We start from the raw sequence: 16,104 nt of genomic DNA on the forward strand, positions 1-16,104 counted from the left end.
GATTGCCGCTGGAGTCGCGGCCCGAAGCGGCGCTTAAGGCGGCTCCAGACCCGGTCCCGGCTGCCGGATCCATCGATGCGGCCTATTGTAAACGCAGTGCCTCACGCGAGGCTGTAAATGACGGTAACTTAGCCGATCGACCACACGAAAGGCCGCCCAGGCCCGCAGCGACGCTATCACCACGATCGGAAAGCTTCATGGAGCAGGCCGGCGTGCCGCCCTTTATAATGCCGCTCTGATACCCATCTATAGTTTCAGCTCAAGTCGCGCGGCCTCGCATGGGCGAGCCGGGCGCCGTAAAAGGATTTCGATCATGCCCGCTACTTCCACGAAACACGCCAAAGTTCTGATTCTCGGTTCCGGTCCCGCCGGCTACACGGCAGCGGTCTACGCGGCACGCGCCAACCTGTCGCCGGTGCTCGTCACGGGTCTCGCCCAAGGCGGTCAGCTGATGACCACGACCGACGTCGAAAACTGGCCGGCCGATGCGAACGGCGTGCAAGGCCCGGAGCTGATGGGGCGCTTCCTGGAACACGCAGAGCGCTTCAACACCGAAATCATCTTCGACCACATCCATACGGCCAAGCTGGATGAGAAGCCGATCCGCCTGATCGGCGACTCGGGTGAGTACACCTGCGACTCGCTGATCATCTCGACCGGCGCATCGGCGCAGTATCTCGGCCTGCCGTCTGAAGAATTGTTCATGGGCAAGGGCGTATCGGCTTGCGCCACATGCGACGGTTTCTTCTACAAGCAACAACATGTGGCCGTGATCGGCGGCGGCAATACCGCAGTCGAGGAAGCCCTCTATCTTTCCGGCATCGCCAAGAAGGTGACGGTGATCCATCGCCGCGACAAGTTCCGCGCCGAACCGATCCTGATCGACCGCTTGCTGGCGAAGGAAAAGGAAGGCCTGGTCGAGATCAAGTGGAACAGCACGCTCGACGAAGTGACGGGCGACCAGTCCGGCGTGACCGGCCTGCGTATCAAGAACACGCAAACCGGCGACACCACGGATATCGCGCTGCAAGGCATCTTCGTCGCGATCGGCCACAAGCCGAACACGGACATTTTCGCAGGCCAGCTGGAGATGAAGAACGGCTACATCATCACCAAGGGCGGTCTGAACGGTTTCGCAACGGCGACCAGCGTGCCGGGCGTGTTCGCAGCGGGCGACGTGCAGGACCACGTCTATCGTCAGGCGATCACCAGCGCGGGCACGGGCTGTATGGCCGCGCTCGACGCGCAACGTTATCTGGAAACGCTCGACGAGATCGGCGAGCACGTGATGAGCGCCGAAGCCGACCGCTGATCTGAGAAACACCAGGTGCAACGGTAAAATGGCGGCTGGGCATGGCCCGGCCACCTGCTTGATAGAAGGCCGCGGCTGAGAAGCTGGCGGCCTTTTTTGCGTCCTGTTCGCGTCGGATTCGCGCGATCGATCTACTTTTCTGTGTATTACCGATATGCCGAAGAATCAGCCCCACCCCAGCGAACCGAAGCGCGCCCGAGCTGTTGCCAGGCCCGCGCCGGAGGTATCCGCACCCGCAGTCAAACCGAAGATCGAACCGGCCGCGGGCCTGGCCGGCCTCGGCGCGTTGCGCGATGCATTAAAGGGCGACACACAACGTCGTGAACGCGAACGTGCGGCCGCCGCAGCGGCGCAACGCGAAGCGTCAGCGGATGCCGATCTGTTTCGCCGCGAGATCGGCGCGGTTGCACCGCTGGCGGTCCCGCCGCGCGCCAGCTTGCCGCGCAATCCTCCGCCGCCGTTGCCGGTGCAAACCAAACTCGACGAAGAAGCCGTGCTGCACGAAGCGATCTCCGACGAATTCGATCCCGAGGTCCTGCTCGAAACCGACGAAACGCTCTCCTATTGCCGTCCCGGCGTGAGCCAGGAAGTCGTCCGCAAACTGCGGCGTGGCGATTGGATCGTGCAGGCACAAATCGACTTGCACGGCATGCGTCGCGAGGAAGCCCGCGAGGCGCTGGCCGAATTCATTCGTGAGTCGGTGAAACGTGGCCTGCGGTGTTTGCGCGTGATTCACGGCAAGGGCCTCGGGTCGATTGGAAAAGAACCCGTACTGAAGGGCAAAGTGCGCGCGTGGCTCGTGCAGAAGTCCGAGGTGATCGCGTTCTGCCAGGCGCGTCCGCATGACGGCGGCGCGGGTGCCGTGGTTGTCCTATTGCAGCCGGGCGCATTGCCGGCTTCCCCCAAGTCCTGACGGAGTCCCGGTGATCCATCCGAGGCTGACGCTGGCGCTGACCATCATGGAAGCGCTGGCTATTTTCGCGTACGCGATTTCCGGTTTTATCGAAGCGAGGACCCGCCGGCTCGACGCCGTGGGCACCTTCCTCGTGGCCGTCGCGACGGCCTTCGGCGGCGGCACCTTGCGCGACGTGCTGCTGGAGCGGCGGCCCTTTTACTGGGTCGAGCATCAAGCCTATTTGATCGCGATCTTCGTGATGTCGTTGTTCGCGCCAACGCTCCTGAAGATGACGTCGCGGCTGCTTTCCGAGCGGGTTCTGCTGGTAGCCGATGCGATCGGGCTGGGCTTGTTCAGCATTTCAGGCACGTCGATCGCGCACGACGCGCAGATGCCGTGGTTCACGTCGGTGATGATGGGGGTGTTGGCCGGCGTCTTTGGCGGCGTGATTCGCGACGTGCTGTGCAACGAAGTGCCACTGATTTTGCGTGATTCACGGCCGTACGCGACATGCGCTTTTGTGGGGTGCTGGCTGTACGTGCTGCTGGACTATATGGACGTCGATACGGTTTATAGCGTGTTGATCGCCACCGCCTTTATCCTGCTCGCGAGGCTGGCAACGTTCAGGTTCAACGTCCGGCTGCCTCACTAAGTTTGCTTCATCAAACTGCTCTGATAAAAAGCACGCCGCCCGGAATCAGGCGGCGCGCTCCAAAGCAGTCTTACTTGTTGGTCGCCAACGCCCCCGCACTCTTCGAGCCGCCAAACAGCGCCGTCAGGTACTGCGAGTTGTTGTTCATCGTCGCCATCAGCGTGTTGAGCGCGGTGAACTGACTCTGGTACTGCTTCGTCAACTGCGCGCTGTAATTGGCGAGCGTGGTCTGCTGCGTGGTGATGCTCTTCAGGTCGGCATTCAACGCCGTGCTGCGGGTGTCGATGATGCCGCCCGTCTTCACGAAGTCGCTAATGCTCTTGTTCAATTTAGCGCCGATGCCGTTGGTCGAGTTGAACAACGCGGCGACTTGCGCCGGGCTGCTGGTGAGCGACGTACTCAGCTTCTTGCTGTCGATGACCAGGGTGCCGTCCGCCGGATCGCCCTTCAGCGTAATGCCAATCGAAGCGAGCCCCACCGCTGACGACCCCGCGCCGACGCCCCCGCCGACGATCGACGCCAACGTATTCTTGATCGTCGTCAGCGTCGAATCGCCAAGCAACGCGCCGCCGGTTTTCGAGGACTTGTCAAACGAGGACAGCGAGTTGATGGTCGTGACGACGGTGTTGTAAAGATTGGCGAAGTTGGTGATGGCCGTGTTCTGCGCGGTCGTATCCGGTGCGATCGTCAGTGTCTGCGTGGTGCCAACCGCGGCGCTCGACAGATTCAGCGTGACGCCGGAAATCGCTGCCGTCACCGCGTTCGTAGAGCTGCTCGCCTCAATCCCGCCGATGGTGAACTTCGCGTCCTGAGCAGCCTCGCTTTGTTGCCAGGCCTTGCTGGTATCCGAGGACACGATCGTGGACGCCGCGCCGTTCGCACCCGGCGTGGAGGTTACGCCGAGGCTCGACAGGCCTGCGTCGCTCTGCACGTCGCTGGTGGACACGTTGATCGTATTGGCCGCGCCGGTGGTAGTCGAGCGCAACACCAGGTGGGCACCACCCGTGCCGGTCACGATGGTGGCCGTGACACCCGGATTGTTGCCCGCCTTGTTGATCGCATTGGCGATACCGCTCAGCGTGTTGTTGGTGCTGTCGATCGTGACATCCATCGACTTGCCGCCAACTGCGATGGTTAACTTGCCGGTGCCCAATTTGGCGGTGGAATCGAACGCCGCCGACGAGAGACTCTGCGATGCAGCGATCTGCTTGACATCGATCGAGTAGCTGCCGGCGACTGCACCGGGACCCGCCTTGGGATCCATGCCCTTGCCGCTCGCGGTGGCCCCGAAGGTCGACAGGGTGGTTCCGTCCGAGAGATTCTTGATCGCTGCCTGCAAGGCGTTCAACGCGGAGCTCAGGGCGCCGTACGCGGATAAGGTGGTGGTATCGCTCGTCTGTTTGGCCTTCAGCGCCGCCGTCTGGCCGGCCGTCTTCGCATTCACGAGGGCCGAGACCAGGGTCGCCACGTCCATCGTCGCGTTGCCGGTGGAGCCGCTGATAATCGATTGCGCCGCTTGCTGCACCTGGTTCTGCGCATTAGCAGTCGCGCTATTCACAGACGTGGTGATCGTTGACATGCAAAGGCTCCGTGCGTCGAGTTATTCGTTATTTATTGCGTGACGCCCCGGTGGTCTTTCTGATTACGGCGGCAAACCGGCTACGTCGCGGTCACGTCGATTTCTTACAATTTTTTCAAATGTTACACGATCTTTCTTGAAAGTTTGTGACGTTTTGTCGTAACAAATCGCGGCGCATAAGCTTTTTCGAGCGTCCGGTCTTTGGCGGATGCGGATGGACATTCGGCTTCCGCTAAAATTTTCCGGGTCGTCGTGAGGTTGTCGATTTCCACCGCTCTCGTTCGTCGTCAGGTAAACGGCCCCTCCGGCCGTCATCGCGCCACAGCGCGCCTCGCAACCCGCCATAGGTGACCCCGATGACCCTGAAGCTCTATGCCCACCCCTTCTCCTCCTACTGCCAGAAGGTGCTGACCGCGCTTTACGAAAACGGCACGCCGTTCGAACTGCGCCTCCTCGCGTACGACGACCCGCAGGTCATGGCTGAGTTCGCCGCGCTGTGGCCGATCAAGCGCTTTCCCGTGCTGGTCGACGGCAGCCGGACCGTGATGGAGGCGAGCATCATCATCGAGTATCTCGGCCTGTATCACCCGGGGCCGGTGCCGCTTTTGCCGGCCGATGCCCGCGCCGCGCTGGAAGTGCGCAGCATGGATCGCTTCTTCGACAACTACATCTCCACGCCGCAGCAAAAGATCGTCTACGACAGCATGCGCGCCGAGGGGGAGCATGACCCGCGCGCCGTGGCGGAGGCCCGCAGCATGCTGGACACGGCCTACGGCTGGCTCGACAAAGTGATGGCCGAACGCGAATGGGCGGCCGGCGATACCTTCAGCCTCGCCGATTGCGGCGCCGCGCCGTTCCTGTTCTACGCCGACTGGACGCATCGCATCGGCCCGGCTTTTGAGCACGTGCTCGCCTACCGGAAGCGGCTGCTGGCCCGGCCATCGTTCGCTCGCGCGGTCGACGAAGCCCGCCCGTATCGCCCGCTGTTCCCGCTTGGCGCGCCTGATCGGGATTGATCGTACGGACCCCGCACGGGCCAACTTAACCACGAGAGCGCGCCAACACTATTTCCAAGCGATACACTTCACTTCGAAACCCACTTCCGCCCATCACTCATAAGGCAAAACATGGACCGTTTCGAAGCGATGGAGATATTTACGCGTGTGGTCGAGGCGAACAGCTTCACCAAAGTATCCGAGTCGCTCGACCTGCCCCGCGCCAAAGTCAGCCGGACCATTCAGGCTCTGGAAGAACACGTCGGCGTGCGGCTTCTGAACCGTTCGACGCGGCAGGTCAGCGTCACCGAAGACGGCGCGCTGTTCTACGACCGGTGCGTACGCATCCTCGCCGAAGTCGCCGATGCCGAATCCTCGCTGTCGAATAAGCGCGAACATCCGAGCGGCACGATTCGCGTCGATACGTCCGGCACGCTCGCCCGTGCGCTGCTGCTGCCCGCGCTCGACGACTTCTACCGGCAATACCCCGAGATCGACGTGCGGCTTGGGCTGGCGGATCGCAACATCGATCTGATTCAGGACGGGGTGGATTGCGTGATCCGCATGGGCACGCCGGAAGAGTCGAGTCTCGTCGCGCGGCGCATCGGCGAGGCGCGGATCGTGACCTGCGCGTCGTCCGCCTATCTGGAGCAATACGGCACGCCGACCACGCTCGAGGAGCTAAGCGAGCATCGCGCGGTCAACTACGTTTCCGCGCGCAGCGGCAAGACCTTTCCGTTCGAGTACGAGGTGGATGGCGAAATCGTCAAGGTCACGCTCAAAAGCGTGCTTGCGGTGAATGACGGCAGCGTCTACATCAGCGCGAGCGCCCTCGGCCACGGCATCATCCAGCCGTCGCGCTTCATGGTCGCGGATCTGATTGCGCAAGGCGCGCTCAAGGAAATTCTCACGAACTACACGAGCCCCAGCACGCCGCTTTCGATCCTGTACGCGCATCGCCGCAATCTGAGTTCACGGCTGCGCGCCTTCACCGAGTGGGTCACCGAGCTGGCACGGAACAATCCGGATTTGCGCATCAAGGACGCTTGACGTCGCGTCGCAGGGGCGACATGTTCCGGGGCCGCCGCAACCCGATGCAAACAGCACCCGGCACATGAAGAAAAGCCCCACGCGTCTCACGACGCATGGGGCTTTTTCAACGCAAATCGCTCAGCGAATAATTCGCCTCAGGCAATCCGCTCTTCATTGGTCGGATCGAACAACACCGCCTTCGACGCATCGAACAACAATGTCGTAGTCGACAAGGGCTGCGGATTCGAAGCCGGGTGCACGCGGCTCACAATGCGCTTGCCGTTCACCTGCGCGAACACCAGCGTATCCGGACCGGTCGGCTCGATCACATCGACCTTCACGTCGATCGCCTGCAGGTTCGCGTGGTCGCCATGCGCACCGCGTGCGTCGGTGATCCGCTCAGGGCGCAAGCCGAGAATCACTTCGCGCCCGACGTGCGACTTCACCTTCGCCGAATCGAACGGCAGATTCAACACATTGCGCGCCGTGCCCGTATCCAGTTCGATGCCCACGCCCGAACCCTGCTCCACCAGCTTGCCCTGGATGAAGTTCATCGGCGGCGCGCCGATAAAGCCGGCCACGAACAGATTCGCCGGCGAGTCGTAGATTTCCTGCGGTGCGCCGAACTGCTGGACGATGCCGTCTTTCATGACCGCGATGCGGTCGCCGAGCGTCATCGCTTCGATCTGATCGTGCGTCACGTAGACGATCGTCGTGCCGAGGCGTTGATGCAGCAGCTTGATTTCCGAGCGCATTTCGATGCGCAGCTTCGCGTCGAGGTTCGACAGCGGTTCGTCGAACAGGAACATCACCGGATCGCGCGCGAGCGCACGGCCCATGGCCACGCGCTGACGCTGGCCACCGGAGAGCTGCCCCGGCTTGCGGTCCAGCAGGTGCGTGATCTGCAGCGTGTTCGACACGCGGTCGACAATCTGCGCCTGCTCCTGCTTCGGCACCTTGCGAATGCCCAGGCCGAACGAGATGTTCTCGCGCACCGTCATGGACGGATACAGCGCGTATGACTGGAACACCATCGCGATGTCGCGATCTTTTGGCGAGAGGTTGTTCACCGTCTTGCCATCGATCTGGATCTCGCCCTTGGTCACGGTTTCGAGGCCGGCGATCATGTTGAGCAGCGTCGATTTCCCGCAGCCCGAGCCGCCAACGAGAATCAGGAACTGGCCGTCTTCGATGTCGATGTTGACACCCTTCAGAACCGGTACCCCGTTCGGGTAAGTCTTGTACACGTCACGGATGGAAAGGCTTGCCATGCTGTGAATCCTCTTGTCTCTGGTACAGCTTGAAAACTCTGGTCGGATGACGGCGACGCACTATCGAAGAAGCGCCGCCGCGATGCGTATGGTTAGCCCGGGCTTAACCCTTGACTGCGCCCGCCGTCAGACCGCGCACGAAATAGCGGCCGGCGACGATGTAGACGAGCAAGGTCGGCAATGCCGCGATGATCGCGCCGGCCATGTCCACGTTGTATTCCTTCACGCCGGTCGAGGTGTTCACGAGGTTGTTCAGCGCCACCGTGATCGGCATCGAATCGACACCGGAGAACACAATCCCGAACAGGAAGTCATTCCAGATCTGCGTGAATTGCCAGATCAGGCACACCATGAAAATCGGCAGCGACACCGGCATCAGAATCTTCGTGAAGATCGTGAAGAAACCTGCACCATCGATCCGCGCGGCCTTCACGAGTTCAGCCGGAATGCTCACGTAGAAGTTGCGGAAGAACATCGTGGTGAAGGCGATACCGTAGATCACGTGCACCACCACCAGACCGGTGATCGAATTCGACAGGCCGAGCAGGCCTTCGAAACGCGCCATCGGCAGCAGGATCGCCTGAAACGGAATGAAGCAGCCGACCAGGATCATCGTGAAGATCGGATCCGCGCCGCGGAAGCGCCAGTGCGTGAGCACATAACCGTTGAACGCGCCGATGATCGACGAGATCAGCACGGCCGGAATGACCATGCGCACGGAGTTCATGAAGAACGGCTGCATGCCGTCGCAGCGCACACCCGTACACGCACCGCTCCATGCCTTGATCCAGGGATCGATGGTCCAGTGAGTAGGCGGCGTGAGCAGGTTGCCGGTGCGCAGTTGGTCGACATCCTTGAACGACGTGGACAGCATCACGTACAGCGGAAACAGGAAATACAGGGCGAACAGAATCAAGGCCGCATAAATGACGGCACGGCTGATCGTCATCTTAGGCTGCATTGCGGGTGCTCCTCGATTCCAGATACATCAGCGGCACGAGCACGGCCACAACGGTGGCGAGCATCATCATCGACGATGCCGCGCCGACGCCCAGCTGCCCGCGATTGAACGAAAACGTGTACATGAAAATAGCCGGCAACGATGAAGACGTACCCGGACCACCCGCGGTCAACGCGACAACCAGGTCGAAGGTCTTGATCGTGATGTGGCAGAGAATCAGCAGCACGGAGAAGAACACCGGGCGCATGCTCGGAATCACGATCTTGCGGTAGATGGTGGGCAAGCCCGCGCCGTCCATTTGCGCAGCCTTGAAGATTTCACCGTCGACACCGCGCAGGCCCGCGAGGAACAGCGCCATCACGAAGCCGGTGGACTGCCACACGGCCGCGATCACCACGCAGAAAATCGCCTTATCAGGGTCGCCGAGCCAGCTAAACGAGAAGCTCGTCCAGCCCCAGTCGTGGAACACCTTTTCGAGGCCGACGCTCGGCGTCATGATCCATTGCCACGCCGTACCCGTCACGATGAACGAAAGCGCCATCGGGTACAGGAACACGGCGCGCAGCGCGCCTTCATTGCGGATCTGCTGATCGAGCAGGATCGCGAGGAACAGGCCGAGGCCGATACAGATACCGATAAACGGAATGCCGAACCAACCGAGGTTGGCAGCCGACGTCCAGAACACATCGTTATCGAACAGTTCGCGATAACGGTCGAGACCGACAAATTCATAACGAGGCATCAGCCGCGAATTCGACAGCGACAGATAGCCGGTAATAGCGATGAAACCATATACGAAGATCAGGCTGATCACGACGCTGGGTGCGAGCACCAGCTTCGGAATCCAGCGATCGGCAAGGGCCGCCATCGGCGACGTGCGGCGGGTCACGGTGGACGTTTTCCCGTTTCCGCTGATAGAAGCAGTCACTACTCGACTCCTGCTGAAACTGTACCGCCGGGGCGCTCGCTCACGAAAGACGCGAGACCGGAACGGCATAGGTGTGACTCGATGAAACCAGGGGTGAAGTGTCTCGCCCTAAGTAACGCAACGGCTGCAAGCATTCCGAAGAACGCGCCCGGCGCCCCCGCAGGGAACGACCAGGCGCACTACTTCGCTTGACGCTACTTACTTGGTCTTCGCAGCCTTCGCGAGCGCAGCAACCGCGCTCTTCGAATCCTGCTGCGAGTTCATGAACTTCGTGACCACGTCCGAGATCGCGCCGGCTGCTGCATCCGGTTGCGCCATGCCGTGTGCCAGCGAAGGCACATAGCCGCCCGACTTGATCGCCACTTGTTCATCCGCGTACGACTTCTTCGCGCAGTCGTCGAACTTGGCCATCGACACGCCCAGACGAACCGGGATCGACCCCTTGTTCAGGCTGAACTGTTCCTGGAATTCCGGCGACATGATCGTCTTGGCCAGCGCCAGTTGACCCGGCGTTGCACCCGTCTGGCCCTTCTGCTGGAAGAACACGAACGAGTCGACGTTGAACGTGTACGACTTTTCCGTGCCCGGAACCGCAGCGCAGACGTAGTCCGAACCCGCCTTCTTGTTGGCGTTGGCGAACTCGCCCTTCGCCCAGTCGCCCATGAACTGCATGCCGGCCTTGCCGTTGATGACCATCGCCGTTGCCAGGTTCCAGTCACGGCCCGTGCGGCCCGCGTCGAAGTAACCCTGGATCTTGCGGACCGTGTCGAACACGCCGACCATCTGATCCGACGTCAGCGTCTTCTCGTCGAGATCAACCAGCGCCTTCTTGTAGAAGCCCGCGCCTTGCGACAGCACGACGTCTTCCCACAGCGTCAGGTCTTGCCACGGCTGACCGCCCATCGCGATCGGCTGGATGCCCGCGGCCTTCATCTTGTCGGCCACCGCGAAGAACTCAGGCCACGTGGTCGGCACCTTGCCGCCCGCCTTGTCCAGCGCTGCCTTGTTGATGTACAGCCAGTTCACGCGGTGCACCGAGAACGGTGCTGCCACATAGTGGCCGTCCGCGTGCATGATCTTGTCGATTTCCGGCGGCAGGTTCTTCTTCCAGTCAGCTGCGGCCGAGTCGATCGGCACCAGCACGCCTTGCGAAGCCCAGTCCTGGATCAGCGGACCCTTGATCTGCGCAGCGCTCGGCGCGTTGCCCGAGATCACCTGCGTCTTCAGTGCCGTCATGGCAGCCGCACCCGCGCCGCCAGCAACCGCGAAGTCCTTCCACGTGTAACCCTGTTTCGTCATGTCGTCCTTGAGGACGCCGACGGCTTTCGATTCGCCGCCCGAAGTCCACCAGTGCAACACTTCGATCGACTCGGCAGCTTGCACGGCCGAGACGCCACACATCAGACCTGCGGCGCACAAAGCGCCCATGATCGCGCGAAATTTCATTGCTTATCTCCTCCAGACACCTGAACAAAAAACAAATGGCCCCTGATGTCGCCAGGGTGCTGTGGTTGGTTCAAACAGGCAAAACACTGGGCGATCGAGCACGGTCGGGCGCATGCGTTAAGGCATGTGCCGGCGGACCGATATCCGGCCGCTGGAAGCTCAAGAGATGAGTGGTTCGGGATGCAACTGACTGTCTCCTCTTTTGATTTTTGCCTGCCCGCGTCGCGCGCGGCAGACTCGAGGTGCCTTGCACGTTAACCCTGACGCCAGATCAGCTTTCCGGCCTTCCGTAAGGACCGCCGGGGGCATGCTGGCACGTGCTCTCACGCAATGTCCGTTAACATGCAGGGGACGCCTGCCGATTCGGGAAAACGCGCATCTAGCCTCACAGCGCACGCTTTTTTCATCGAATTAGCGCTACCTCTTGATTTGGATTGTAGTTAAACTACAATTCAGTGTCAAAAAATATTTTATCGGACTACGGTCGCCCTTTTTCGGTCCCCACGGCGGCCCCAGGATATCGACGGAGACACATGCAAACCGATTCAAGCTTCACCTTCGTTCTCTTCGGCGGAACCGGCGACCTGTCGATGCGCAAGATCCTGCCGGCACTGTATGAAGCGCACCGTGCAGGCGGCATGCTGGCCGACAGTGGCAAGATCGTCGCGGTGGCGCGGCATATAGCGGATCGTGCGGCCTACATTGACTGGGTCAATGAGCACGTCAAACCGCACGTATCGAAGAACGGTGTGGATGAAACAGCATGGGCGAGCTTCCTCGACCGTATCGAGTTCGTGAAGATCGATCTCGGCAACCCCGAAGACTTCACGCTGCTGCGCGACGCCTTGAGCGGCCGCCCCGGCATTCGGGTGTTCTATCTGGCCACAGGCCCGTCGCTGTTCGTGCCGATCTGCCGCGCGCTGGCGTCGGTGGGGCTCAACGAAAATTCGCGCATCGTGCTGGAAAAGCCGCTCGGCTACGACCTCAAGTCGTCCAACGCAATTAATGATGCAGTCGGTGAAATCTTCGCTGAAGAACAGATCTACCGGATCGATCACTACCTCGGTAAGGAGCCGGTGCAGAACCTGCTCGCGCTGCGCTTCGGCAATGTGCTGTTCGAACCGTTGTGGCGCCGCGAATGGGTAGAAAGCATTCAGATCACGATCGCTGAAGAACTCGGCGTGGAAGCGCGCGGCGACTTCTACGACAACACCGGCGCCTTGCGCGACATGGTGCAGAACCATTTGCTGCAACTGCTTTCCATCGTCGCGATGGAACCACCGCATTCAATGGATTCCGATTCGGTCCGCGACGAAAAGCTGCGCGTGCTGCGCGCGTTGAAGCCGATCGATCCGCGTGATATCGGCAAGGTCGCCGTGCGCGGCCAGTATCATGCGGGCGTGATCCGCGGCAGCGCGGTGCCGGCGTATGCAACCGAGCCTGGCGTGAAGCAGGACAGCAACACCGAAACCTTCGTTGCGGTGAAGGTGGAAATCGAAAACTGGCGCTGGGCCGGTGTGCCGTTCTTCCTGCGCACGGGCAAGCGTCTCGCGGATCGCGTCGCTGAGATCGTGGTGAATTTTCGTGCGGTGCCGCATTCGGCACTGGGCGCGTCCGCGTTGCGCGGTGGTGCGAACCGTCTCGTGATCCGTTTGCAGCCGAACGAAACCATTCGCCTCTACTGTCTCGCGAAGCAGCCAGGCGAAGGCATGAACCTCGCCAGCGTCCACCTCGACCTCGCGTTCGACCGCTTCTTCCGCGAAGGGCAAATGGAGGCGTATCAACGTCTGCTGCTCGACGTCATCAACGGCCGCCTCGCGCTGTTTGTGCGGCGCGACGAGCAGGAAGCGGCATGGCGTTGGGTCGAACCGATCCTCAACGAATGGGCCACTGCCAACAAGCCGCCCAAGCCGTATGCAGCAGGTACGTGGGGGCCGGCAGCGGCGAGCGCGATGTTGGCGCAGCACGGCACCTGCTGGCTCGAAGAAGAGAATTGAATCAACTGAATTACGGCGTCGTACCATGCGCGATCCCGATCGAAGCACGGCACGGCGCCGGCGAGACCCACCGACGAACTGAACGGAATGGCGCCGGTATCACGAAGGCGCCTGCAAGTCATCCCACTTGCAGGCATCGCGTGAGAGCAGGACGGCACATTCCGCAGATCTAACAAGAAAGCAGCACGGAGGAGAAGTGATCGAGCTTCACGCTTTCGACGATCAACGCGCCCAATCCGACGCGTTGGCGAAGGCGGTTGGCGACGCGTTACATGCGTCGCTCGCCGCACAGACGGCTACGTCAACCAACGACGCGCGCCCGGCCATGCTTGCAGTGTCCGGCGGCAGCAGTCCGCGTCCGTTCCTGCAGACGTTGTCCACGCAATCCTTCGACTGGTCGCGCATCGCCGTGACGCTGGTCGACGACCGCTGGGTGCCGGAAACGGACAGCGCGAGCAATTCGCAACTCGTGCACGAAACGCTGTTGCAGAACGCCGCGAAAAATGCCGCTTTCTGGCCGCTGGTCGACGCCACGCAAGACTTGAACGCGCACGTTGCCGCGCTGAACGCCGACCCGCGCTTTAGCGCCGTGCCGGACGTCGCGATTCTCGGCATGGGCGAAGACGGCCACACCGCGTCGATTTTCGCGGATGCGCCCGAATGGGACTACGCGATCACCACTGCCGAGCGCTTCGTTGCCGTGCATCCCGGCAGCGCGCCGCATGCGCGTGTGAGCTGGTCGCTCTCCGCGCTGAAAGAAGTGAAGCACCTGTTTTTGCTGATCGCAGGACCGCGCAAGATGGACGTGCTGAATGCCGCCACCGCTGCGCTACAAAAAAATGCCATCTCGCAGTTGGCAAACGACAAGGGAGTGAGACTCGATGTCTACTGGTGTGCAAACTAAGGCTGTTCCGGGCGCGGGCCAGCACGCCGATGGACCGAGGCTGCTCGCCGACATCGGCGGCACCAATGCGCGTTTCGCGCTCGAATACAGCCCGGGCGAAATCGGCTCGGTGCAGGTCTATCCGTGCGCGGACTATCCGGGCGTTGCCGAAGTCATCAAGAAGTATCTGAAGGACACTAAGATCGGCCGCGTGAATCACGCGGCGATTGCGATTGCGAATCCGGTCGACGGCGATCAGGTCAGCATGACCAATCACGACTGGAGCTTTTCGATCGAAGCCACGCGCCGTGCGCTCGGCTTCGACACGTTGCTGGTGGTGAACGACTTTACCGCGCTGGCCATGGCGCTGCCCGGCCTGACCGACGCGCAGCGCGTACAGGTAGGCGGCGGCGCGCGCCGTCCGAACAGCGTGATCGGCCTGCTCGGCCCGGGCACCGGCATGGGCGTGTCCGGCCTGATTCCCGCCGACGACCGCTGGATCGCGCTCGGCAGCGAAGGCGGCCACGCCACCTTCGCGCCGGCCGACGAACGCGAAGACATCGTGCTGCAGTACGCACGCAAAAAGTGGTCGCACGTCTCGTTCGAACGTGTGGCGGCGGGTCCCGGCCTCGAAGTGATCTACCGCGCGCTCGCGGGTCGCGACAAGAAACGCGTGGCGGCGAACGTCGACACGATAGAGATCGTCAAGCGCGCGATGGAAGGCGAGCCGCTCGCGGCCGAATCCGTCGACGTGTTCTGCGGCATTCTTGGCACCTTCGCCGGCAATATCGCGGTGACGCTCGGCGCATTGGGCGGCATCTACATTGGCGGCGGCGTCGTGCCGAGGCTTGGCGAGTTCTTCGCGCGTTCGTCGTTTCGCAAACGGTTCGAGGCGAAGGGTCGCTTCGAGGCATATTTGCAGAACGTGCCGACCTATGTGATTACCGCTGAATACCCGGCGTTTCTGGGTGTGTCGGCGATTCTCGCGGAGCAGTTGTCGAACCGCGCGGGCGGCAGTTCATCGGCCGTGTTCGAGCGGATTCGCCAGATGCGCGACGCGTTGACGCCGGCCGAGCGCCGTGTGGCCGATCTCGCGTTGAATCATCCGCGTTCGATCATCAACGATCCGATCGTGGATATCGCGCGCAAGGCCGACGTGAGCCAGCCGACGGTGATCCGCTTTTGCCGCTCGCTTGGCTGCCAGGGTTTGTCGGATTTCAAGCTGAAGCTGGCGACGGGTTTGACCGGCACGATTCCGGTGAGTCATAGCCAGGTGCATCTGGGCGATACCGCGACGGACTTTGGCGCGAAGGTGCTGGACAACACCGTGTCGGCGATTTTGCAGCTGCGCGAGCATTTGAATTTCGACCAGGTCGAGCGGGCGATCGATTTGTTGAACGGCGCGCGGCGGATTGAGTTTTATGGGCTCGGCAATTCGAACATCGTCGCGCAGGACGCGCATTACAAGTTCTTCCGGTTTGGTATTCCGACGATTGCTTACGGCGATCTGTATATGCAGGCGGCGTCTGCTGCGTTGCTGGGCAAGGGCGATGTGATTGTCGCCGTGTCCAAGTCGGGACGTGCGCCTGAGTTACTGCGCGTGCTGGATGTCGCCATGCAGGCGGGGGCGAAGGTGATTGCCATTACGTCGAGCAATACGGCGCTGGCCAAGCGGGCTACTGTCGCTTTGGAGACCGATCACATTGAGATTCGCGAGTCGCAGTTGTCGATGATTTCGCGGATTCTGCATCTCGTCATGATTGATATTCTTGCCGTTGGGGTGGCGATTCGGCGCGCTGTGCCTAGCGCTGATGTGGCTGAGACTGTCGCTAAGGCGCGACAGGGGGCGGATGATGATGCTACTGCTGTGCTTGATTGGTTAAGTCATGGGGCGGCTTCTTCGCCGCGGGATTAGGGGTTGATTTGCGCCTTCGCTGCGGGGTTGTTTGCTTGCGGCGTTGGCGTTTAGTTTGGGTTTTTTGCCTGCGTGGCGCTTGTTGTCTGTGTTCTTAGGGCTTTGGCCTTTCCTTGTTCTGGCTTTGGTGCCTTTCCTTGCATTGTTAGTGGTCTATTAGCGTTGCCCCTGTGCGGGGCGGCACTGTAGTGGTCAAGCAATCCTGGACACCGGCAAAGGGTATTTTTAAAAAGTCGAA

General features: G+C 61.4%; 13 protein-coding genes. 8 read left to right on the top strand and 5 right to left on the bottom strand.

What is annotated here, in order from left to right; translation table 11 throughout:
* Positions 1-313 precede the first annotated feature (313 nt).
* From trxB to KHO30_RS32420, 3 genes are all read left to right on the top strand, one after another.
* A complete protein-coding gene (gene trxB / locus KHO30_RS32410; protein WP_093643955.1) occupies positions 314-1,312 on the top strand; it encodes a thioredoxin-disulfide reductase in 999 nt (332 codons plus the stop codon).
* A gap of 154 nt (positions 1,313-1,466) precedes the next feature.
* On the top strand, positions 1,467-2,225 hold the full coding sequence (locus KHO30_RS32415; RefSeq protein ID WP_054035092.1) for a Smr/MutS family protein: 759 nt from the start codon (positions 1,467-1,469) through the stop codon (positions 2,223-2,225).
* 13 nt (positions 2,226-2,238) lie between these two features.
* Positions 2,239-2,859, top strand: a complete 621-nt coding sequence (locus KHO30_RS32420; RefSeq protein ID WP_054035154.1) for a trimeric intracellular cation channel family protein — start codon at positions 2,239-2,241, stop codon at positions 2,857-2,859.
* Positions 2,860-2,929: 70 nt separating this feature from the next.
* Here KHO30_RS32420 and fliD read toward each other — a convergent pair whose 3' ends face one another.
* Positions 2,930-4,438: a flagellar filament capping protein FliD gene (gene fliD, locus KHO30_RS32425; protein ID WP_211703369.1), complete on the bottom strand. Its 1,509-nt coding sequence runs from the start codon at positions 4,436-4,438 to the stop codon at positions 2,930-2,932.
* Between the two features lie 356 nt (positions 4,439-4,794).
* Between fliD and KHO30_RS32430 the strand changes: the two genes are divergently transcribed.
* Entirely contained in the window at positions 4,795-5,454 is a 660-nt protein-coding gene (locus KHO30_RS32430) for a glutathione S-transferase family protein (RefSeq protein WP_211703370.1), read from the top strand.
* A 111-nt stretch (positions 5,455-5,565) separates the two neighbouring features.
* Entirely contained in the window at positions 5,566-6,483 is a 918-nt protein-coding gene (locus KHO30_RS32435; protein ID WP_211703371.1) for a LysR family transcriptional regulator, read from the top strand.
* Between the two features lie 137 nt (positions 6,484-6,620).
* On the opposite strand, the gene KHO30_RS32440 is transcribed toward KHO30_RS32435, so the two are convergent.
* The 4 genes from KHO30_RS32440 to KHO30_RS32455 form a co-directional block, all read right to left on the bottom strand.
* Positions 6,621-7,736, bottom strand: coding sequence for an ABC transporter ATP-binding protein (locus KHO30_RS32440; protein ID WP_093643965.1), 1,116 nt, complete (start codon positions 7,734-7,736; stop codon positions 6,621-6,623).
* Positions 7,737-7,839: 103 nt separating this feature from the next.
* Positions 7,840-8,697, bottom strand: coding sequence for a carbohydrate ABC transporter permease (locus KHO30_RS32445; RefSeq protein ID WP_093643967.1), 858 nt, complete (start codon positions 8,695-8,697; stop codon positions 7,840-7,842).
* Positions 8,687-9,625 (bottom strand): carbohydrate ABC transporter permease, encoded by a 939-nt coding sequence (locus KHO30_RS32450; RefSeq protein WP_093643969.1) that lies wholly within the window; start codon positions 9,623-9,625, stop codon positions 8,687-8,689. Before KHO30_RS32450 ends, KHO30_RS32445 begins: the two co-directional genes overlap by 11 nt.
* 198 nt (positions 9,626-9,823) lie before the next feature.
* A complete protein-coding gene (locus KHO30_RS32455; RefSeq protein WP_211703372.1) occupies positions 9,824-11,071 on the bottom strand; it encodes an ABC transporter substrate-binding protein in 1,248 nt (415 codons plus the stop codon).
* Between the two features lie 533 nt (positions 11,072-11,604).
* Between KHO30_RS32455 and zwf the strand changes: the two genes are divergently transcribed.
* The 3 genes from zwf (at position 11,605) to KHO30_RS32470 (ending at position 15,866) form a co-directional block, all read left to right on the top strand.
* On the top strand, positions 11,605-13,068 hold the full coding sequence (gene zwf, locus KHO30_RS32460; protein WP_093643971.1) for a glucose-6-phosphate dehydrogenase: 1,464 nt from the start codon (positions 11,605-11,607) through the stop codon (positions 13,066-13,068).
* Between the two features lie 196 nt (positions 13,069-13,264).
* Positions 13,265-13,972, top strand: a complete 708-nt coding sequence (gene pgl, locus KHO30_RS32465) for a 6-phosphogluconolactonase (protein WP_211703373.1) — start codon at positions 13,265-13,267, stop codon at positions 13,970-13,972.
* The gene (locus KHO30_RS32470) at positions 13,950-15,866 is read left to right on the top strand and encodes a bifunctional transcriptional regulator/glucokinase (RefSeq protein ID WP_093643975.1); all 1,917 of its coding nucleotides are present in this window, start codon (positions 13,950-13,952) and stop codon (positions 15,864-15,866) included. The genes pgl and KHO30_RS32470 overlap by 23 nt, the downstream gene beginning before the upstream one ends.
* Positions 15,867-16,104: the final 238 nt, after the last annotated feature.

Origin of the sequence: Paraburkholderia aspalathi, assembly GCF_905220735.1 — a bacterium.
Lineage (GTDB): Bacteria > Pseudomonadota > Gammaproteobacteria > Burkholderiales > Burkholderiaceae > Paraburkholderia > Paraburkholderia aspalathi.

Bases quoted from the DNA above. Each gene is read 5' to 3' on its own strand.
- trxB (WP_093643955.1), top strand. From the start codon at position 314: ATGCCCGCTACTTCCACGAAACACGCCAAAGTTCTGATTCTCGGTTCC.
- KHO30_RS32415 (WP_054035092.1), top strand. From the start codon at position 1,467: ATGCCGAAGAATCAGCCCCACCCCAGCGAACCGAAGCGCGCCCGAGCT.
- fliD (WP_211703369.1), bottom strand. From the start codon at position 4,438: ATGTCAACGATCACCACGTCTGTGAATAGCGCGACTGCTAATGCGCAG.
- KHO30_RS32430 (WP_211703370.1), top strand. From the start codon at position 4,795: ATGACCCTGAAGCTCTATGCCCACCCCTTCTCCTCCTACTGCCAGAAG.
- KHO30_RS32435 (WP_211703371.1), top strand. From the start codon at position 5,566: ATGGACCGTTTCGAAGCGATGGAGATATTTACGCGTGTGGTCGAGGCG.
- KHO30_RS32440 (WP_093643965.1), bottom strand. From the start codon at position 7,736: ATGGCAAGCCTTTCCATCCGTGACGTGTACAAGACTTACCCGAACGGG.
- KHO30_RS32445 (WP_093643967.1), bottom strand. From the start codon at position 8,697: ATGCAGCCTAAGATGACGATCAGCCGTGCCGTCATTTATGCGGCCTTG.
- KHO30_RS32455 (WP_211703372.1), bottom strand. From the start codon at position 11,071: ATGAAATTTCGCGCGATCATGGGCGCTTTGTGCGCCGCAGGTCTGATG.
- zwf (WP_093643971.1), top strand. From the start codon at position 11,605: ATGCAAACCGATTCAAGCTTCACCTTCGTTCTCTTCGGCGGAACCGGC.
- KHO30_RS32470 (WP_093643975.1), top strand. From the start codon at position 13,950: ATGTCTACTGGTGTGCAAACTAAGGCTGTTCCGGGCGCGGGCCAGCAC.